Genomic DNA, 21,488 nt, shown 5'->3' with positions numbered 1-21,488 from the left:
ATCAACCCAGACGTATGGTGGAGCTGCGTTTGTCTTCCAGAGGCAGCAAGAAACCGGTCATTTTCTTTAAAATTGCATTTTCAGATTTATCGAATTTTTTCCTGCGATTTGCGCCCATCAGCTCCACCCACTTCCGATAAGCATCCACAATCTCCCCCTTCGTCCCACCCCCTCCATCGACCAATCCCCCGCTATGCAGGCGCCACACCCGCTTGCGCAAATCGAGGGCCACGCGGCGGTCGATGGTGGCGATATTGATTTCGCTGTCGACGGCCATGCTGCGCTGGTTCAGGTTGGCGCTGCCCAAGGTCATGAACACGTCGTCGACCAGCATCAATTTGGAATGGATGTAGATTTCACGGTAACGCCAGCGGTCGTTGTCAAACGCGCTGACATTGAGCATGGCCACCGATACCTTCAGCCCGAATTCGCTTTCGAGCGTCATCACGCCGGGTTTGTTGATGCTGTTGGAATGCCGCACCACGTCGGGCAACTGGACTTCCACCTCGGTGGAAATGCCTAATCTGCCTGTGACACGCCGGGTTTTCGGCTGCTTGTTGTAGTCATCGATCATCTTGTTTTGACCCGTCATGCCATCGTGCTGCCCCAGCGCAGCCAGCGTGTCGTGGGTGCGCGGCACCATCTGCGCCCGTTCGGGCACCGGGATGACGATGAACACGTGCATGACCGGCATATCTTCAAGACTCTTGCCCGCCTTGACACTGCCGGCCTTCCAGGCGGCGACCACCTTCTTGCGCTCGGCCAGCAAATGCCGCGCCCATTCTTCATACTGGAAATACTGGTTTTCCACATACAGGTAGCCGGCCGCCAGGCTGGCCTGGGTCACCGCGCGAAAATAGGTTTCCTTGATCGTCTTGTCTTGTTCCTCGGGCTGGGTCAAGACGATCTGCACGGTGGAGTCGTCCGGCCCGGCCTCGCGCAACAGCTGGGCCGGCGGGTTTTTACATGACGAATACCAACTCACGCATTCCCCGGCGGCCTGATGCGTGCGGTCGTCGATCGCGCGATCCCATGCCTTCACGAAATTGTTATAGAGCGCGATGAGCGCCTTGCCACCGTCGATGGGGCAGGCATAATCCTGATAGGGCTTGAGCGTGGCAAAGCCGCCGTCCGCCGCCATTCCTTGCAAACACTCGCGCCGCTCGTTGGCACCGCCCTGTTCGCGGCGCGTGTCGTCGAGCAGATGGGCCGTCGTGTCCCAATAATCGGTCACCGAGTTCAGGCCCATCACGTAACCGACGGCCTTGGATCCCTTTTCGTGGGAGAAATCGATCAAGACCGGCTTCTGGTGGTGCGTGCCCAGGTATTGCATGCCGGGCTTTTCAATTTCCCCCATCGTCAAGCCGTGCGGCTGGTTTATTTCGGTCGCGATACTCTTGCTGATCGCGGCGCTGTCGCCGTGCCGCAAGCGAATCTCCAGGCCCTCCAACAAGCCATGGAACGCGGCCGCATACCAGCTGTGGCAATATTCTTCACGCGCCAGCATCGGGATGTCCTCGGGCCGGACGTACTCGCCCCAATAACCATTGCCTGCAATCGGTTTCTTTTTTTGGACCGCATCGTTCAACATCGCCAGGCTGGCTCTGGCGCTGATGTCGTCGGCGCGCTGTCCGCCGGTTTTCCATGGCGAGGTGCCGTGCGAATGGCCCGGCATATTGTGCACCATCGGCGAACCGATCCGGTCATACCAGATCAGCAGGCGCACCCTGACGTGACGCCGTGTGGCGGCGATCAACAAGTCGCCAAACGTATCGCCACGCGGCCAGGTGGCGCTGTTGCCGCGCACCAGTTCCATGCCCGGATCGAAACCCCAGCAGCACAAGTCGATGGAATCTTTAGCCTTGGCGATCTCGCCAGCGATGTCGGCGAACCCCTCCTGTCCGCAAATGAACAGCGTCAGCTTGTTGTTGTGCGTGATCGGGTGGCTGGCCTTGCCTTTCAGGTTACGATTTTCCAGCAGCCACTGGAGCGAACTCGTCGCAGTGCGTCCGACTTCGTCGACATGGGTGGTTTCGATGCGGCCGCTCGATTCCGGCATGGTGCTCTCCCGTCAGTGTCGTGAATCATTGAACCCCGCGGCCATCAGCGGTGTCGTCGAATGCGCGCAAGCCGCGGTTCGACAGCTTCTGTTCGCCGTCCGGCGCCGCGTTCGGGTCGAAGCGTGCGCTCGCTTGCAATGAAAACTCTTCGCCATTGCCAAGGACGACACGGTAGCGCGGCGTGCCGTCCTGGTGCGCGATCAGGATGCGGCCGAATTCGTCGGTCAGGCCTTGCTCGACTTCGGCCTCCCCGTTGTACAGCGTGTACGGCACATTGGCATACAGGCCGCCATCCGCATGGGCCTGGATCGTATGCTGCAATTGCCCCGCTACCGGCGCGACGGGCGGTTCCAGCTCCGGTTGCGGCCGGTTCTTGGGCGCCAGCGTTTCCAGGTTTCCATGGAACAGCGTCGGCGACGCGGTAAAAAACTGTACCTTGTCGCTAATTTCAAGCATGCAATCGGCGCCATGCAGGCGCACGCCTTTGCGGCCGCGAATATTCACCCAGTCGGCCTGGCTGATCAATTCCAGAACCTTGTTGGCGACGATTTCGACCGCATCGGTTTGCGCCGCGATCTGCACCGGGCCAGCTGCGGCGATCAGTTTCATGCCCGCCTTGTGGACGAACAGGCGCAGCGCTGCGCCGATGCTGGCGAACAGGCCGCCGCCGGCCGCCAGCGACAGGTCGCACCCGGTCGTCAGCGCGGTGTGTTCGGCGCTGGCGATGTGCGTCGATTGCGCGCTCGTCGTTTCGATACCGGCCGGACTGGCCAGCACCAGATGCGGCTTTGACAATTCGGGAAATGCGTTTTCGCCATTGCCACCACCGCCCTTGATCGCGGCATGCTGGGCTTTCAGCACATCGGCGGCGGCGCCCTGCTGGGCGGCGCTTTCTTGCGCGCCGTAATGCTGCGCCAAGGCGGCAAGCGCCTTGTGCCGCTCAGCTGCCTCGGCCAACCGGCGCAAGGTCTCATCCATGCTCTTGATATGCGAGGCGGCGCCAGGGCGCGCTTCGGTGGTCAGCAACATGCCGCGGCCGGCGCGCGCCACGCCCCAGGCATCTGACGCCAGTTCCCAGCCCTCGCCACGCGCATCCTTGCGCCCGCTGGCGTCTTCGATGCGGCTGATGCAGCCGAGCGACAATTGGCTGTGCTGATGATCGCTTTTCAGTTGCGCCTGGATGTGCTGGTGCGTATCGTCGAGTACCAACTGGTTGCCGCGCACGCCGTAGCCGCCGCCAGGCATCAGCTCGGCGCTGCGCCAGCCGCCGAGTACGCGTTGCCCCGGCAAATTCCACGGCGGCGCATGGTTGCCGTTGTACACCGCACCGACAATGACGGGACGGTCGATATTGCCGTCGAGAAACTGGATCAGCATTTCCTGGCCGATGCGCGGCAACGCGATCTGGCCGAAGGCCTGGCCCGCCCATGGCGTCATGACCCTGATCCATGGCGAACTGCCCGCGTCGAACTTGCCCAGCCGGTCCCAGTGGAATTGCACCTTCACCCGGCCCAGCGCGTCGGTATGGATGGTTTCGCCTGCCGGTCCGGTGACGATCGCCGTCTGCACGCCGGGCAAGGCACAAGGCGTGCTGTTGAACTGCCGCCCCGGATACCAGCGGATGCTCTTGCGGATGCAGCGAAAACGGTTTTCATAATGCGACTTCGCGCCCATCCCTGCCTGGTAATTGTTGCTGGCGATATGATCGACCGACAGGATCAGGTATTCGCGCGAGCCGATGTCCGGGCGCGCCGCTTCACCTCTGGCCGGCATGGCTTGCTTGCCGCTGAAGTGTCCGTCCAGCGTGAAACTGCGCCCGGCCTGGGCGCAGCGGTGATTGCCGCTAGCGTCGAAGTATTGCGCCTGGCAGTTCTGCTCCTCCAGGCGGCGTTGCGCCAGCGCTTCGCCATCGCCCATGTCGGCATAGCCATAGCCGGTGTTTTGATACAGTTCATGGGCAAACACGTCGCCCTGCTGGTGCAGCGCATAGCCGCTGGCGCGGCTGGCATACGGCTGCTTGTAGTTGAAGCTGGCCAGCGTGAGCGAGCCTGAAGCGATCTTGCGTATTGCCTGCCAATCGCGTATGCCGTCGCCCTCCTGCGAGCCCGCGCCGCTGCGAAACACCATCTCGTCGGCTACACTGGCATCGCCGTCGCCTGGATCGATGCTGTCCGTCAGCCAGGTATTGTCGCCCAAACAGAGTGTATGGCCGTCGGCGCGATGTTCATACCAGTAATGAATACCCTGGTCTTCCCAGCGCCGGTGCAGATGGTTGTAATCGGTTTCATTATGCTGGTTGGCGCAGCTTAATATCGCTTTTTCCTCATGCAACCGGTTTTGCCAGTCGCGCTGCAAATAATGATCGAAGGTCGTTTCGCTGATGTCGATGACCGTGCGTTCGTGGAACGAGACGTTATCCATGCGCAGCCTGGACAACGCCAGCCAGGGTTGCAGCACCATCTGGTAGAAAGCGAAACCGCCATCGCTGCGCAACAAGCGAAATTCGCCGACGTAACCATTAAAATGGCGCAAGCTGCCGTCATCGCGCACCATCGAAATCGTGACCATGCGTCCCATCATCGCTGCCAGGGGAACGTGGAGATTGTCCGACAGCAGTTCGACGTCGAAGCGGAAGTCGCGTGACATTTCCTCGTGTGCCCGCAAACTGTTGACCAGCAGCGCGGTATCGGGCGGACCATCGTCGCGCGGAAAATCCATGCGCAGCAAGCGGCTGTCCTGGGTTCTCCAGCCCGCTCCGAAAAGGCGCGCCAGATCGGCTGCCAGCCCGCCATCATCCATATCGCCCCCTTCAAACTTGTTCCCCTGGCCCATGCTAACCATGCTGAACGCTGGCATCTTGATGGAACTCAAACTAGTTGCCCATACGTAAAAAAGCCGCATCGGCCTTACGGCTGATGCGGCTTGTTTAGCGTCGAAAATTACTTCTTGGCAGCTTTCGGATACTTGATCGTCATTTCCTTGAGCAAGTTATCGGCATGGTCCACTTCCTGCATCACCCACAGCATGTAGCGGATGTCGAGGTGGATGGCGCGCGTGATGGCCGTGTCGAAGTACCAGTCCTTGGTGATCGATTCATACGTCGAATCGAAGTTCAGGCCGATCAGCTCGCCACGCTTGTTCATCACGGCCGAGCCGGAATTGCCGCCCGTGGTGTCCGCGCTGGTCAGGAAGTTGACGGGCACCGTGCCCAGCACCGGGTCGCGGAACTGGCCATAGCGTTTTTCCTTGACGGCATCAATCAGGCCTTGCGGCGCTTCGAACGGGGCCTTGCCAGTGACTTTCTCGACGATGCCTTCCACGGTCGTGAACGGGCCCTTGGTCAGCCCGTCGCGCGGCGAGTACGGCGAGACCGTGCCGTAGGTCACGCGCAGGGTGGAGTTGGCGTCAGGATACACCGGCTTGCCTTGCGACTTTTTCCAGGCAATCACCGCTTGCATGTATTGCGGAATCACACGTTCCAGGTTGCCGTCGATTTCCTTGCGGCGCTCTTCCAGCGCCAGTTCCACCGGCTGCAACTTGACGGCCAGCTGCATGAAGGCGTCGTCGGAGCGGGCCACGGCAGCCTGATCCTTTTCCAGCCAGGCCAGGCGCTTGGCCGTGTCAGCCAGTTGCGTCTGCTGGTACAGGGCCGCCACGGCCGCTGGCGCCGGCAGCAGCGCGTCCAGGCCTTGCGGATGGCTCTTCGCGGCCAGTTGCGCGTAACGTTTCAGGCCCGCTGCAAAACGCGCCTGGTCGACCTGGTTGACGTACGACTGTTCCAGGCGAGCCAGACGGGCCTTGATGAAGGCCAGGTCGCGCTGCTGGAAGCCCGATTCGCGCTCGGCGTCCGTTTTCTGGCGCTCCAGCGACAAACGGTAGATGGTGCGCGCGCTTTTCAGCAAGTCGCTGTTGGTGGCCACGGACCAGGCGAACTCTTCTTCGCTGAGGGCCATGTCGCTGGCGATCGCCGCGTCCAGTTCGGCCAGCAGGGTAGCCGAGACATTCGGCTGCTTGGCGTACCAGGCGCGGAATTCGGCATCCTGCACGTCCTTGATGGCGGCGATGTCCTTGCGCGCGAAACCGTCGAGCAAGCCCTGGGTTTTCTTCAGCACGTTGTTGATGCTTTTCACCACGCTCGCATAGCGCACGGCAGCGGCCGCGTCGCCATGGGTGGCGTCGGCCATCACGGCCAGGTCCGCCTGCAGTTCCGATACTTTCAATGGGAAAGCCGTGTCGCGTGCAAAACGGATTTCCGCCGGCAGCTTGTAGCGGCTGGTGCGGCCGGGGTAGCCCGCCAGCAAGATGCCGTCGCCGGCCTTCAAGCCTTCAGCCGAGACCACCAGGAAGTCCTTCGATTTGTACGGCACGTTGTCGGGCGACGGATCGGCCGGACGGCCATCCTTGCCCACGTAGGCGCGCAGGAACGAGTAATCGCCCGTGTGGCGCGGCCATTCGTAGTTATCGATGTCACCGCCGAAGTTGCCGATCTTGTCCGATGGCGCGTACACCAGGCGCACGTCGCGTATCATCATCTGGCGGATGCGGTAGTACTCGAGGCCGCGGTGGAAAGCGGGCACGGAGCAGCGGTACATCTTGTCCGTTTCGCATTCGGCGATCAAGTCCTTGACGCGCTTTTCCACCGCTTCGTGGCGCGCGCGGCCCGTCATGTCGGCCGTCAAGCCTTTCAGCACGCGCTCGCTGACGTTCTCGACCTTGTCGGTCACATACACGAGGCTGTTCGGACCGCCCGGCAGCTCTGCGGCGCGCGTCTTGGCCAGGAAACCGTTGGTGATGTAATTGTGTTCCGGCGTGGAATTGCGCTGCACGGCGCCATACGCGCAGTGGTGGTTCGTCACCACCAGGCCCGCGTCGGAGACGAAAGCGGCCGAGCAACCGCCGAGCGACACGATGGCGCTCATCGGATGCTTGCTCAGGTCGGCCAGTTTTTCCGCAGGTATTTCGATGCCGACCCGTTTCAGGTCAGCTTTCAGCTGTGGCAGCTGGTGTGGTTGCCACTGCCCTTCGTCGGCGTGTGCGCCGGCGAACGCGCCCAACAAGGCGACTGGTAAAACGATTGTTTTGAACAAGATATGCCCCTCCATAAATAGCAGGCGAAAGTATAGCCTGTCACAGGGGCCTGAGTCGGCAAAAATTAACGCATTGCAATTTCTGTATCAGGCGGCCGGCCGCCCCGCTCCCGGCAAGGGAATCTGCAGGGACAAACGGCAACCGGCGCCCGCGGCCGGCATGCCCACCTCGAAGTGGCCGCCCAGCGCCGTCACGCGTTCGGTAATGCCGATCAGGCCAAAGCACTGCTTCTTGCGCTGCTGCTGCGGCGTGATGCCGATGCCGTTGTCGCTGATGACCACATACACGGCACAGGCATCCGAACTGAGCTCGATCTCGACCTGGCTGGCCTGGGCATGGCGCATGACGTTGCTGAGCGCTTCCTGCACGATGCGAAACAGCACGATCTCGACCTGGCTGCCGATGGCGGCAAACAGGGCCTCGTCGCGTATCAGCAGGCGGCAAACGACGCCGCTGCGTTTGCGGAAGTCACCCACCTGCCATTCGATAGCGGCCTGCAAGCCCAGGTCCAGCGCCATCGGGCGCAGCTCGTTCATGATGCCGCGCACGCTCTTGATGGTGGTGTCGACATTGCTGAGCACGGCGCCAACGCGGCGGTGCAGGCGCGGATGGGAACCTTCCGTGCGCGCGCTGAGCATGGAAATATCGATGCGCAGCGCCAGCAGGTTTTGCCCCAGTTCATCGTGGATATCGCGCGAAATGCGCTTGCGCTCGTCTTCCTTGGCCGTTTCCAGGTGCAGCGCCAGCTGGCGCAGCTGCGCATGCGACTGGCGCAACGCGCCATCCATCAGCTTGCGCTCGGTAATGTCCGTGTGCGCCACCACCACGCGCAGCGGCCCTTCGCCGAGGAAACGGCTGATCCTGGCCTGCGACCAGCGGGGGCCTGAGCGCGTGGCAAATTCATACTCGAGCGCAAACGTGTCGGCCGTGCCCGCAATCACGGCGCGAATGCCGGCGGACAGCTCGCGTCCCGCGCTGCGCTGCCAGCGCGGGTCCGTCTCGCAGAATTCCAGGTATTGCAGCGGCCGTGGCGTTTGCCCGACGAAGGCCAGGCACGCCTGGTTGGCATGCACGAGGCTGCCCGCCTGGTCCAGCACCAGCACCCGGTCCGTCAGCGAATCGATGGTGGCGTGAAAGAAGCGCTCGGCATCGCGCAAGGCTTCCTGTGCCCGCTCGCGCTGCTGCACTTCCAGCTGCAGATGCTGGTTGGCGCGCAGCAATTCGGCCGTGCGGTCGATGACGCGCTGATCCAGTTCGCGGTGCAGTTCGCGCAAGTCCGCTTCGGCCAGCTTGCGCTCCGTGATGTCGGAAAACACGCCGACAAAGTGGCTGATGCCGCCGTCCGGGCTGCGCATGGGCGTGATCGACAGCGATTCGACGAAGCGCTCGCCATTCTTGCGCCGGTTCACCAGTTCGCCATACCAGCTGCCATCCTGGTGCAGGCTGCGCCACATGGCTGCATAAAAATGCGGCAAATGCGTGCCGCCGCCGAGGAAGGACGGATCGCGCCCGATGGCTTCCTCCGCCTGGTAGCCGGTGATGGTGGTGAAGGCGGGATTGACGGAAATGATGCGGTTGCCGCTGTCCGTCACCAGCACGCCTTCGCGGATGCTGTCGAGGATGACGAAGGCGCGCCGCAAGGCCGATTCGCGCGCATGCTCGTCGCCCAGGTCCGTCACCAGCATGCGCGCCGTGGCACTGGCCGCGTCGACATTGGCCTCGATGCGCACCATGCCGCCCATGCCGCCCGCTTCGCCTTCGAACAGTTTTGCCTCGAGCACCTGGCGCGCGCCGCTGGCAAAGACGGCATCGAGGAAGCGGCGGAAGCCGCCCTGCGCATGCGGCGCGACGAATTGCTCGAAACGCCGCCCCAGCAGCTGGTTCTTGTCGCGCTGCAACAAGCCGCAGGCCGCCACGTTGACACGCGTGATGACGCCCTCGCGCGCCAGCGAAAAATAGCTGACGGGCGCCTGTTCATACAGTTGCGCATAACGGTCACGGCTGCTTTCAAACTCATTCTTCAGCTGTTCCAGCTCGGCCAGGGCCGCACTCTGCATTTCCAGCTCAATCTGGCTGACCTGCAATTCATGCAGCTGGCGCATCACCTCTTCATTCGACTGCGGCGGCGCTACGGACTGGCGCTGCTGCGCCGCCAATTGCTCGGCCTGCTCTCGCAACCTGGCCAGCCCGCTCCCGTCGTCGAATGGTTCGCTCATGACGCGCTCTCTCCCGCTTTCCCGTCTGCCGCCGCGCCGGACTGGATTTGCCGTAACTGGGCTTCCAGCAGTTTCGATTCTGTAATGTTGATGAAGGTCACCACCACGCCATCGATCACATTCTCGATCGTGCGGTACGGCATGATGCGCACGTTGTACCAGCGTCCCGTCTTGGTTTCCACTTGCCGCTCGCAAAACACCAGGCTGCGGATCACTTCCAGTGCGTCCGCTTCCAGGTTCGGGTAGGTCAGGTCGTTGACGATGTCGCTGAGCGGGCGGCGCAAGTCCGTCTGGATCAGCTTGTAAATTTGCGTGGCCGGCGCCGTGAAACGGCGGATGCGCAGCTCGCTGTCGAGGAAGATGGTGGCGATATCGGTGCTATTGAGCAGGTTTTTCATGTCGCTGTTGACGAGCGACAAATCATCGACCTTCGATTGCAGCTCGGCATTGACCGTGTACAGCTCTTCATTGAGCGACTGCATTTCTTCCTTCGACGTCGTCAGTTCCTCGTTCGTCGATTGCAATTCTTCATTGGTCGACTGCAATTCCTCGTTGGCCGATTTCAGTTCTTCGCGCGAGGTCTGCATCTCGTCGCGCACGGCCTGGATTTCATTGCGCGCCTGGATCAGCTGCTGCTCCAGTTCCAGCACCTTCGGATTCGGCGAGCGGCCGCGGCGCACTTCGGCCACCAGTGGCGCGCTGGAAAACGTCACGAACACCATGCCGCGCAAGGATTCAGGCTGGCTCAGCGCTTCCGCGCTCAGGTCCACGCCCAGCGATTGGCCCATATGGTCCTTGACCACCAGGCCCTTCAGGCGCACCACGCTTTCGCTTTGCAGCGCTTGCTTGATGAGTCCTGCCAACTCATAGCGCAAGCCTTCGCGCGCCATCGCGTGAATATTCCAGTTGGCCTTGCCTGCCGCCGGTTCCAGAAACGCGCCCGTGCGGCCGTTGATGTACAGGATGTCCCCATCCTGGTTCAGCAGCGCGGCAGCCGGTGAATATTTCTGGAGCAATAATTGCTCGACATGGGATTGTATCTTTCCGGTCATGCTGACTTCTCTCGTGTCGCTAGGTGTAGGTGGGGATGCCAACGATACCTTGGTAGGAAAATACGTGGGCAGGCGCTGGCGCGCCAGGTTGTCGAGACGGCGGTACAGCCGGGTCGACGTGGTCAGCGGCGAAAACAGGTCGGAAAAATGACCGGGCGTGTCTGCGCTTCCCAGCAACAAAATTCCGTCCCGGTTCAAGGCGTAATGAAACAAGGGTATCAAACGCTGCTGCAACTTGGCATTGAGATAAATCAACAGATTGCGGCAGCACAGGATGTCGAGCTTGGTAAACGGCGGGTCCGAAATGATGTTTTGCTGGGCAAAGATGATCGAGTTGCGGATCTCTTTTTTCACGTGGTAGTCGTTCTTGTCGCGCAAGAAGAAACGCTCCAGGCGCTCGGCAGATACATCACTGCTGATACTGTGCGGAAAGCGCCCCTGGCGCGCGCGGTCGATGGCGTCGCCCGACAGGTCGGTGGCAAAAATCTGCAGGCTGTACTTCGATGGCGGGTTGCTGCTGGCCACCACTTCATGGAAGACCATGGCCAGCGAATACGCTTCCTCTCCCGTGGAACAGGCCGGTATCCATGCCTTGAAGGCGCGCCCGTCCGGATGGGCCGCCAGCATTTGCGGCAAGACCACCATCTTCAGGTACTCCCACACCTTCTGGTCGCGGAAGAAGCTCGTCACGCCGATCAGCAATTCCTTGAACAATAAATCGATTTCAGCGGGATTGGCGCGCAAATACGGCACATATTCTTCCATCGACGTCATTTGATACAAGCTCATACGCCGCTCGATGCGGCGCAGCACCGTATTGATCTTGTAGTCGGTAAAGCTGTTGCCCGTGTGCGCCGACAGCAAGCCCACAATTTCTTGCAGAGAATTGCGCCCGCCCGGTTCGTGCCCCGGCAAGCTGAGAAAGCTGCTGCGGAACAGATAGCTGATGATCTTCTCCGGCATCTTGTCGGGAAAGTCAATCAGGTCCACCACTTCTGCGGAAATAGCGCTCTGCGGCATCATGTCGAACTTGGCCGCATCCGGGTGCTGCGCCAGAGTCAGGCCGCCCGCCTGCTTGATGGCCTGCAAGCCGCGCGTGCCGTCGCTGCCCATGCCGGAAAAAATCACGCCCACGGCCAGTTCGCCCAGCTCACTGGCGAGGCTCTCGAAAAAAGTATTGATGGGCAGGCGGTGCCCGCGCAGCTGCAGCGGCTCGCTGAGCAGGAAACGCCCCCGGGACAGAGTCAGGTCCGCGTTCGACGGTATCACATAGATATGGTTGGGCCGCAATTCCGCCTGGTGCGTGATTTCGGTGACGGGGATGCTGGTGGCGCGCTGCAGCAATTCCGGCAGCATGGCCTTTTGCGTGGGATCAAGATGCTGGATCACCACATAGGCAATCCCGCTTTCCTGCGGCACGTTCGCCAGGAAAGCGACGATGGGATCGAGCCCGCCAGCGGAAGCGCCGATGGCCACCACAGGGAAAACGATGGTGGCCAACTCGGGAACGGAAGTATTGCTCTGTTTGCTGCGTGTCATCGTCGGCAAGAATGCAGCCGCGGCACGTGCGCCTGGCTGGCGGATAGATAATCTGGCATTCTAGCACCCAAGACGCACGGCAAAACGCGAATTTGGCGCGCGGGCTGCCTACCCCTTACTGCGCCTGCGGCACATGCCAGCCGCCGCCCAGCGACTGGATCAGCGCCACGGCCGTCGTCTGGCGGTCCGCCTGCGCCTGCACCAGCGAACGGCGCGCCGACAACGCCGTCACTTGCGCCGTCACCACGTCCGTATAGCCGACCTGGCCCGCGTTGTAGCGGTTCAGCATCTGCTGCTCCACCTGGTCGGCGGCGGACGAGGCCTGCTGGCGCAAGGCCAGCTGCTCGGCCAGCGCGCGCGTGGCCGACAACTGGTCTTCCACGGCGCCAAAGGCACTCAATACCGTCTGGCGGTAGCGCGCCACGGCCGCCTCATGCCCCGCCCTGGCCGCGTCCACGCTGGCCGTGGTGGCGCCCGCGTTGAACAGCGTTTGCGCGGCCGACACGCCCAGCGACCACAGGCTCGACGAAGCATTGAACAGGTCGCCGACCTTGCTGGCGCCGGAACCATACGATCCCGTCAGGTTCAGGCTTGGGTAGTAGGCCGAGCGGGCGATGCCGATCTGCTCGTTGGCCACGGCCACCCTGCGCTCGGCGGCCGCGATGTCGGGACGGCGCTGCAGCAGGGTCGACGGCACGCCCAGCGGCACCTCGGGCACGGTCAGGGTCCACGGCGCCACGGCCAGGCTGAAGTCGGACGGCGCCTTCCCCAGCAGAATGGCGATCGCGTGTTCCAGCTGCGCGCGTGAACGCGTCTGGCTGGACAGATCGATCTGCGCATTGGCCAGCTGCGTCTGCGCCTGCAGCAGGTCGGACCTGGCGGCGATGCCGGAATTGAAGCGGTTGCTGGTGATGTCGAGCACGCGCTTGTAGCCATCGATGGTGGCGTTCAGCAGCGCGATCTGCGCATCGCTCTGGCGCAGCGAAAAATAATTGATGGCCAGCTCGCCCTGCGCCGACAGGCGCGCCGCAGCCAGGTCGGCCGCGCTGGCGGCGGCACTGGCATCGGCCCCCGTCACGCCGGCGCGCAGCTTGCCCCACACGTCCGGTTCCCACGAGGCGCCGATGGCGGCCTTGAAGTTGTTGTTCGTCTGCTGCTCGCCCCCGCCACCGGAACGGGCACCGCTGCCCGTCAGGTTCACCGTCGGGAACAGCGAGGCGCGCTGTTCGCGCACCAGCGCGCGCGCCTGCTCGTACGAGGCGATGGCAGCGGCCACATTCTGATTCGAGATGTCGATGCCTTCGGCCAGCTGGTTCAGCTGCGCGTCGCCGAACAGGGTCCACCAGGGACCGCGCTCCAGGGTATCGGCCGGCACGGCAGGTTGCCAGCCGGCCGCTTCCTTGAACGTTTGCGGCGCGGCGGCCGTCGGCGTTTCATACGCGGGGCTGACGGCGCAACCGGCCAGGAGAACTGCGGCCGCCGCCAATGCCAGCAGGTGGCGTGCGGGGACGGCGGATGGAATAGGTTTTACTTGCTTCATGATTGTGTGCTCGGGTTATCTGGCCCAGGAATGCGGCTCAATTGCTGCTCGTCGGCGCTGCGCGTGCGCAGCTTGTCGAGCAGGATGTAGACCACCGGGGTGGTCAGCAATGTGAGTAACTGGCTGGCAATCAGGCCGCCGATGATGGCGACCCCCAAGGGCTGGCGTAGCTCCGACCCCTCGCCGAAACCGATCGCCAGCGGCAAGGCGCCAAGCGCCGCCGCCAGAGTGGTCATCAGAATGGGGCGGAAACGCAGCAAACATGCCTCGCGCACCGCTTCCACCGCTGTCAAGCCGCGCGAACGCTCGGCCTCCAGCGCGAAGTCGATGATCAATATAGCATTTTTCTTGACGATACCGATCAACAGGAACACGCCGATCAGGGCGATGATGGAAAACTCCATGCGGAACAGCAGCAAGGCCAGCACGGCGCCCACCCCCGCCGAGGGCAGGGTCGACAGCACGGTGATCGGGTGGATCAGGCTTTCGTACAGGATGCCCAGCACGATGTAGATCACCACGATGGCCGCCAGGATCAACAACGGCTGCTCCTTGTTGCTGTCCTGGGCACTCTTCGCCGAACCCTGGAAGCTGCCGCGCACATTCACCGGCATGCCGATTTCCGACTCCGCCTGGGCCACGGCCGCCTGCCCGTCGCTGAGCGGATAACCGTCGGCCAGGTTGAACGACACGGTGGTGGCCAGCTCCCCGCCCTGGTGGTTGATCGAGGTGGCCGTCGAGCTTTCGGCAAAGCTGCTGAACGAGGACAGCGGCACCATGTGCGCCAGGGTCGTGGACAGGGCCGAGCCGCTGGACGGATCGCGCGCCGCCGTCGTATTGGACGTCGTCGCGGTGACGGCTGATGTGACTACACTGGTGGTCGTGCTGACACCGGCCGCGTTGGAGGCCGGCACATACACGGAGCGCAGCGCTTCCGGGCTTTGCGCATAGCGCGGCGCCACTTCCATGATCACGTGGTACTGGTTCAGCTCATCGTAGATGGTCGCCACCTGGCGCTGGCCGAAGCTGTTGTACAGCGCATTGTCGATATCCTTGACTTGCACGCCCAGCTGCGTGGCGCGGTCCTTGTCGATGGAAACAAACGTTTCCACGCCGTTTTCCGCCTGGTCCGTGTCGACGTCGATCAGGGCCGGCTGCAGTTTCATCTGGTCGGCCAGTTTCGCCGCCCATTTCTTCAGGTCCGCCTGGTTGTCGCTGATCAGGGTGTACTGGTAGGTGGAATTGCTGGAACGCCCGCCCATGCGCAAATCCTGCACGGGGTTGAGGAACAGCGAAATGCCCGTCACCTTGGCCAGCTGCGGGCGCAAACGGGCGATCACGGCCTGGCCCTTGTCGGTACGCTGCGAGGCCGGTTTCAAATCGATGAACATGAAGCCGCCCCCTGCCCGTCCGCCGCCCGTAAAGCCGACGACGGTGGCGACGGCCGGATCGTCCTTGATGATGTCGACCAGCTGGCGCAATTTACCCTGCATGGCCTGGAACGAGATGCTCTGGTCGGCGCGCATGCCGCCATTGATCTGGCCCGTGTCCTGCTGCGGGAAGAAGCCCTTGGGCGCGGCCGCGAACAGGTACACGTTCAGGCCGACGACGAACACGAGGATCGTCATCACCAGCGCGGCGCTCGACAAAGCCCAGTCCAGGCAATGTTCATACACTTTCAGCATGCGCTCGAAACCGCGCTCGAACCAGCGCGCCACCACACCCGGCTTCTTATGCTGCTGGCCGCTTTTCAGCAGCCAGGCGCACATCATCGGCGTGGTCGTGAGCGAGATCACCAGCGAAATCATCACGGCGGCCGACAAGGTGACGGCAAATTCGCGGAACAGCCGCCCCACCTGGCCGCCCATGAACAGCAGCGGGATGAAAACGGCCACCAGCGACAGGCTGATCGACAGTACGGTAAAACCCACTTCGCGCGCGCCCAAGAGGGCCGCCTTGAAGCGGTCCATACCCGCCTCGATGTGGCGCTGCGTGTTTTCCAGCACCACGATGGCATCGTCGACGACAAAGCCGGTGGCCACCGTGAGCGCCATCAGCGACAGGTTGTTCAGGCTGAAACCCAGCATGTACATCACGCCAAAGGTACCCAGCAAGGAGACGATGGTGGCCACGGCCGGGATGATGGTAGCGCGCACGCTGCGCAGGAAAGCGCTGACCACCAGCACGACGAGCACGATGGACAGGATCAAGGTGAATTCGATCTCGTGCAGGGACGAGCGGATGGAGTTGGTGCTGTCGGACGCCACCTGCAGCTTGATGTCGCCGGGCAGCTGCGCCTGCAGTTGCGGCAGCAGCGCGCGCACACCGTCCACCGTGGCGATGACGTTGGCGCCCGGCTGGCGCGTGATCAGCACGATGACGGCCGGGTCGCCATTGAACAGGCCCAGGGTATTGTTGTTTTCCACGCCGTCGACCACTTCAGCCACGTCGTCGAGGCGGATGGCGGCGCCATCGCGCCAGGCCACCACCAAGCTGCGGTAGTCGGCGGCGCTGCGCCCGCCCGAGGCCGTGCTGGCGCCCGAATAGATCTGCAGCCTGCGCGCATCGCCGGAAATCGCCCCCTTGGGACGGTTGGCATTGCTGGCCTGGATGGCCGCGCGCACGTCTTCCATCGACACGCTGTAGTGATTGAGCTGGTAGGGCAGCAATTCCACGCGCACGGCCGGCAGCGAACCGCCGCCCAGTTCCACGTCGCCCACGCCCTTCACTTGCGCCACCTTTTGCTGCACCAGATTCGATACAGCATCGTAGATCTGGCCCGGCGTGCGCGTTTTCGACGTCAGCGCCAGGATGATCACGGGCGCGTCGGACGGATTGGCCTTGCGGTAGGTGGGGTTGCTGCGCAGGGTGGCCGGCAAGTCCACGCGCGCGGCGGCAATGGCCGCCTGCACTTCGCGCGCGGCCGAATCGATCTTGCGGTTCAGGTCGAACTGCAGGTTGATGCGCGCCGAACCCGTGCCCGACGACGACGTCATCTCGTTCACGCCCGAGATCACGCCCAGGCGCCGCTCCAGCGGCGTGGCCACCGAGGTGGCCATGGTCGCGGGGCTGGCGCCGGGCAGGCTGGCGCTGACGGAAATGGTCGGATAGTCGACCTGCGGCAGCGGCGAGACGGGCAGCACGAAGAAGGCGCCGATGCCCGCCAGCGCGATGCCGATGGTCAGCAGCACGGTGGCGATGGGGCGCTTGACGAACGGTTCGGACAGGTTCACGCAGCGCTCCCCGCATTATCGGCCGGCTTGTCCAGGTTCACCCCAGGTGTCTTGCGCGCGAAACGCTGGCCCAGGCGGTCGAAGCCCAGGTAGATGACGGGCGTGGTAAACAAGGTCAGCACCTGGCTGACGATCAGGCCGCCGAAGATGGCCAGGCCCAGCGGACGGCGCAACTCGGCGCCCTCGCCCCAGCCCAGCATCAGCGGCACGGCCGCGAACAGCGCCGCCAGGGTCGTCATCAAAATAGGGCGGAAACGCAGCAGGGCCGCCTGGTGGATGGCTTCCTGCGGGCTTTTTCCTTCATCGCGTTCGGCCTCGATGGCGAAGTCGATCATCATGATGGCGTTCTTCTTGACGATGCCGATCAGGAGGATGATGCCGATGATGCCGATCACGCCCAGGTCCTGCCCGGAAATCATCAGCGCCAGCAAGGCGCCCACGCCGGCCGACGGCAGCGTCGACAGAATCGTCAGCGGGTGAATGTAGCTTTCGTACAGCACGCCCAGCACGATGTAGACGCAAACGACGGCGGCCAGGATCAGCCACAGTTGGTTCGACAGTGAATTTTCATACGCGCCGGCCGCGCCGAGGAAGGTCAACGTCACCGATGGCGGCAAGGCGATGTCTTTGGCCGCCTGGCGGATGGCGTCGACGGCGCTGCCCAGCGCCACGCCTTGCACCGTATCGAAACCCAGGGTGGTGGCCGGATACTGCGCCACGTGCGTGATTTGCAGCGGCGCCTGTTTTTCGCTGACGCTGGCAAAGGCGGACAGCGGCGTCGACTTGCCGGAACCCGTACGCACCTGCAGTTCCGCCAGATCGGCCGGCGTGGTGACGATGCCCGGCTGCGCTTCGAGGATCACGCGGTACTGGTTGGTTTCCGTGAAAATGGTCGAGATGATGCGCTGGCCGAAGGCGTTGTACAGCGCATCGTCGACGGTCGCCGTGGTCACCGACATGCGCGCGGCGCTGTCTCGGTCAATCGCCACGGTGACGGCGGCGCCCGTGGCGCCCGCATCCGTGACAACGTTGCGCAGCTGCGTTTTTTCACGCATGCGCGCGGCCAGCTTGCCGGCCCACTCGGTGACGGTGGCCGTGTCGGCCCCTTCGAGCGAGACGCGGTACTGCGTGGGTCCCGATTCGGCATCGATGGTGAGATCCTGCGTCGGCTGCAGATACAAGGTCACGCCGGCCACTTTGGCCACGCGGTTGCGCAGCCGCTCCATGATCTCGTCCTGATTGCCGCTGCGCGGACGCTTCAGGTTGATCAGCATGCTGCCCGTGTGCAGCATGGTGTTGTTGGCCGCATCGACGCCGACGAGGGAACTCAAGGTATCGACAGCGGGGTCTTCCAGCAGCGCGCTGGCGGCGGCCTGCTGCAAGGTCGCCATGCGTTCGTAGGAAACGGCTTGCGAGGTTTCGATGCGCGCCTTCAGCTGCCCCGTGTCTTGCGTGGGGAACAGGCCTTTCGGAATCGTGATGTACAGAATCACCGTCAGCAGCAAGGTGGCCAGGGCGACGAGCAGGGTCAAGCCCTGGCGTTTCAATACCCACACCAGCGCATGGTCGTACTGCACAATCACGCGGTCGAGGAAAGCCTGGATGCGCTGGCCCATGGCGCTGACCTTTTCATCGGCACGGCTTTTCAGCCAGCGCGCCGACATCATCGGCACCAGGGTCAGCGAGACGACGGCGGAAATCAGAATCGTGATGGCCAGGGTCATGGCAAATTCGCGGAACAAGCGGCCCACCACGTCACCCATGAACAGCAGGGGAATCAGCACGGCGATCAAGGACACCGTCAGCGAGATGATGGTAAAGCCGATCTGCGACGCGCCCTTCAGGGCAGCGGCCATCGGCGTTTCGCCCTCTTCGATGTAGCGGGCGATGTTTTCGATCATGACGATGGCGTCATCGACGACAAAGCCGGTGGCGATGGTCAAGGCCATCAAGGAGAGGTTGTTCAGGCTGTAGCCGAGCAAATACATGACGCCGCAGGCGCCGATCAGCGAAATCGGCACGGACAGGCTGGCGATCACGGTGGCGCGCATGCTGTGCAAAAAGGCGAAGATCACCAGCACCACCAGCAGCACGGACAACAGCAGTTCCATTTCCACGTGCTCGACGGAGGCGCGGATACCCGTGGTGCGGTCGCTCAGCACATCGAGCTTCATGGCCGCCGGCAGGCTGGCCTGCAAGTCCGGCAGCAGGGCCTTGATGGCGTCGACCGTCTTGATGACGTTGGCGCCGGGCTGCCGCTGCACGTTCAGGATGATGGCCGGCCGCTTGCCCGACCAGGCGCCCAGGCGCGTGTTTTCCGCGCTGTCGACGACATTGGCCACATCAGCCAAGCGCACGGGCGCGCCGTTTTTATAGGTGATGATCAGGCGCTTGTAGTCTTCCGCCGTCACCAACTGGTCGTTGGCGTTGATGGTAAACGAGCGCGTGGGACCGTCGAAACTGCCCTTCGCGCTGTTGACGTTGGCCGCCGCGACGGCGGTGCGCAGGCTGTCGAGGCCCAGGCCATACGAGGCCAGCAATTTGGTGTCGCCCTGGATGCGCACGGCGGGACGCTGGCCGCCCGACAGCGACACCAGGCCCACGCCGTTGACCTGGCTGATCTTCAGCGCCAGACGCGTGTTGACGATATTTTGCACCTGCGTCAGCGGCATCGTGTCCGAGGTAATCGCCAAGGTCAGCACGGGCGCGTCGGCCGGGTTGATCTTCGCGTACACGGGCGGCGCCGGCAAGTCGGTCGGCAGCAGCGAGCCGCCCGCGTTGATGGCGGCCTGCACTTCCTGCTCGGCCACGTCCAGCGTCTGGCCCAGCGTGAATTGCAGGGTGATGAGGGAGACGCCGGCCGCGCTGGTGGAACTCATGCGCTGCAAGCCCGACATCTGTCCGAACTGGCGTTCCAGCGGCGCCGTGACGGTCTGCCCCATGACTTCGGGACTGGCGCCCGGGTACAGGGTCTGCACCTGGATGGTGGGGAAGTCCACCTGCGGCAAGGCGGCCAGTGGCAGGAATTTGAAGCCGACCAGCCCCGCCAGCACGATGGCCAGCATCAGCAGCGCCGTGGCGACGGGGCGCTGGATGAAGGGAGTCGATGGACTCATTGCGCTACGCCCTTCGCTGGCGCGGCGGCTGGCACTGCAGCTGGCGCGGATGCCGATGCGCTGGCCGCGCCGTCAGCCTGCTGGCGGCGGTGGCGGCGTTCGCCGTTCGCGCCCGTTGCGCCACCGGCGCCTGCACCGCGCGCGCCGGCAGGCTTGTCGCCCGCCAGGGTGACTTTGGCGCCTTCCTTCAGGCGGTCGGCGCCTTCCGTGATGACTTGCTCGCCCGCTTCCAGGCCGGCGCGGATTTCCACCATGTCGGTGGTGGCCTGGCCGCGCGTGACCATGCGCACGGTGACGGTTTTATCCGCTTTCAGCACATACACGAAGTCGCCGTTGTTACTGTGGCGCAGGGCCGTCACGGGCACCAGCACGGCGCCCGTGATATTGCCCAGTTCCAGGCGCACGTTGACGAACTGGCTGGGGAACAGGGCCATCTTGTCATTCGCGTAGCGGGCCTTGGCGCGCACGGTACCCGTCTGCACGTCGACCTGGTTATCGAGCGCGCTCAAGCTGCCCTTGTCGAGCGTATGGGTGCGCGTGCGGTCCAGCGCCAGCGCCGGCAGGGCCGAGCCGGCATTCAGGCGCTCCTGAATGGTCTGCACTTTATCCTGTGACACGGAAAACTGCACGTCGATGGGCGACAGCTGCGTCACCACCACCACGCCGCCGGCGTCGCTGGTGCTGACCAGATTACCAATATCGACCACCTTCAGGCCTGCGCGGCCACTGATCGGCGACACCACTTTTGTATAACCGAGGTTCAGTCTGGCCGTGCCTTCGGCGGCGCGGTCCGTCATGACGGTGCCTTCCAGCTGTTTCACCAATGCGGCCTGCGTATCGACCTCCTGGCGCGCGATGGAATCCTGGCCCAGCAGGGTTTGATAGCGCTTCAGGGTCAGGCGCGCGTTTTCCAGCTGCGCTTCATCGCGCTGGCGCTGGCCCGTGGCCTGCATCAGCGCCATCTCGAACTGCGCCGGGTCGATCTGCGCCACCACCTGGCCCGCCTTGACCATGCCGCCTTCCTTGAATTTCAGCTCTTTCAAAATGCCCGACACTTGCGGGCGCACCGTCACGGTGGACGCGGCCGTCACCGTGCCCAGCGCATCGAGCACCACGGGCAAGTCAGATTTGACGGCCGTGGCCACGCCCACGGTGGTCGATGGGCCGCCACGGCGCCCGCCCGGGCCACCTGGCCCGCCAGGGCCACCCATGCCGGGGCCGCCCTGGACGCTGGTGCCCGAGTGGGTCAGGTACCAGGCACCGCCCCCCAGCGCAGCCATCACGGCCAGCGCGATGACTGTGCCGACGATTTTCGAACGGCGGCTGCGCCGCGGGGTAGGGTGTGTTGTCTGCGAATCCATCGCTTATCCTTGTATACGCCGCTGGCACGGCGAGTCTGTGGCGCCGGCCGAGGTGGAACACACTCAGGCCGGACGACCGTTTTTCGGGGTTGAATGAGCTACAAAGCGTCAGGGAGTCAAGAGCTGAAAATCAGCTGAAAAAACATCGCTCCCTAGCGCGAAACGACTCTAGCATAGTCATGTATCTGTTTCATTTCTACTTGAAACAATTACACACAGCCAGGCTGGCATGGGAGGATCAGGAGGACAGGCTGGCGTGCCTGCGCTGTGAGGGAACGGTGGA

At 63.2% G+C, this 21,488-nt stretch carries 9 protein-coding genes; all 9 read right to left on the bottom strand.

All coding sequences use genetic code 11. From position 1 onward, the window contains the following. Window position 1: 1 nt before the first annotated feature. Entirely contained in the window at window positions 2-2,059 is a 2,058-nt protein-coding gene (locus CLU93_RS20370; protein WP_099763062.1) for a phospholipase D-like domain-containing protein, read from the bottom strand. 25 nt (window positions 2,060-2,084) lie between these two features. Further along, window positions 2,085-4,892, bottom strand: a complete 2,808-nt coding sequence (locus CLU93_RS20365; RefSeq protein WP_257225032.1) for a type VI secretion system Vgr family protein — start codon at window positions 4,890-4,892, stop codon at window positions 2,085-2,087. A 107-nt stretch (window positions 4,893-4,999) separates the two neighbouring features. After that, on the bottom strand, window positions 5,000-7,147 hold the full coding sequence (locus CLU93_RS20360; RefSeq protein WP_373629858.1) for a S46 family peptidase: 2,148 nt from the start codon (window positions 7,145-7,147) through the stop codon (window positions 5,000-5,002). A gap of 87 nt (window positions 7,148-7,234) precedes the next feature. Beyond that, window positions 7,235-9,364, bottom strand: coding sequence for a PAS domain-containing sensor histidine kinase (locus CLU93_RS20355; RefSeq protein WP_257225031.1), 2,130 nt, complete (start codon window positions 9,362-9,364; stop codon window positions 7,235-7,237). Next, complete coding sequence (locus tag CLU93_RS20350) at window positions 9,361-11,955, bottom strand: chemotaxis protein CheB (protein WP_099763059.1); 2,595 nt, start codon at window positions 11,953-11,955, stop codon at window positions 9,361-9,363. Before CLU93_RS20350 ends, CLU93_RS20355 begins: the two co-directional genes overlap by 4 nt. 115 nt (window positions 11,956-12,070) lie before the next feature. Further along, window positions 12,071-13,495, bottom strand: a complete 1,425-nt coding sequence (locus CLU93_RS20345; protein ID WP_099763058.1) for an efflux transporter outer membrane subunit — start codon at window positions 13,493-13,495, stop codon at window positions 12,071-12,073. Beyond that, window positions 13,492-16,728 (bottom strand): efflux RND transporter permease subunit, encoded by a 3,237-nt coding sequence (locus tag CLU93_RS20340; RefSeq protein WP_099763057.1) that lies wholly within the window; start codon window positions 16,726-16,728, stop codon window positions 13,492-13,494. The genes CLU93_RS20345 and CLU93_RS20340 overlap by 4 nt, the downstream gene beginning before the upstream one ends. Then, window positions 16,725-19,844, bottom strand: coding sequence for an efflux RND transporter permease subunit (locus CLU93_RS20335; protein WP_099763056.1), 3,120 nt, complete (start codon window positions 19,842-19,844; stop codon window positions 16,725-16,727). Before CLU93_RS20335 ends, CLU93_RS20340 begins: the two co-directional genes overlap by 4 nt. Continuing rightward, window positions 19,841-21,205, bottom strand: a complete 1,365-nt coding sequence (locus CLU93_RS20330; protein ID WP_099763055.1) for an efflux RND transporter periplasmic adaptor subunit — start codon at window positions 21,203-21,205, stop codon at window positions 19,841-19,843. Before CLU93_RS20330 ends, CLU93_RS20335 begins: the two co-directional genes overlap by 4 nt. Window positions 21,206-21,488: the final 283 nt, after the last annotated feature.

The organism is Janthinobacterium sp. 35 (assembly GCF_002754575.1).
Lineage (GTDB): Bacteria > Pseudomonadota > Gammaproteobacteria > Burkholderiales > Burkholderiaceae_D > Janthinobacterium > Janthinobacterium tructae.
This window is presented reverse-complemented; position numbering and strand designations above follow the sequence as displayed.

Excerpts from the sequence above, each read along its gene's own strand:
- CLU93_RS20345 (WP_099763058.1), bottom strand. The coding sequence starts at position 13,495 with ATGAAGCAAGTAAAACCTATTCCATCCGCCGTCCCCGCACGCCACCTG.
- CLU93_RS20335 (WP_099763056.1), bottom strand. The coding sequence starts at position 19,844 with ATGAGTCCATCGACTCCCTTCATCCAGCGCCCCGTCGCCACGGCGCTG.
- CLU93_RS20370 (WP_099763062.1), bottom strand. The coding sequence starts at position 2,059 with ATGCCGGAATCGAGCGGCCGCATCGAAACCACCCATGTCGACGAAGTC.
- CLU93_RS20330 (WP_099763055.1), bottom strand. The coding sequence starts at position 21,205 with ATGGATTCGCAGACAACACACCCTACCCCGCGGCGCAGCCGCCGTTCG.
- CLU93_RS20365 (WP_257225032.1), bottom strand. The coding sequence starts at position 4,892 with ATGGGCCAGGGGAACAAGTTTGAAGGGGGCGATATGGATGATGGCGGG.
- CLU93_RS20355 (WP_257225031.1), bottom strand. The coding sequence starts at position 9,364 with ATGAGCGAACCATTCGACGACGGGAGCGGGCTGGCCAGGTTGCGAGAG.
- CLU93_RS20350 (WP_099763059.1), bottom strand. The coding sequence starts at position 11,955 with ATGACACGCAGCAAACAGAGCAATACTTCCGTTCCCGAGTTGGCCACC.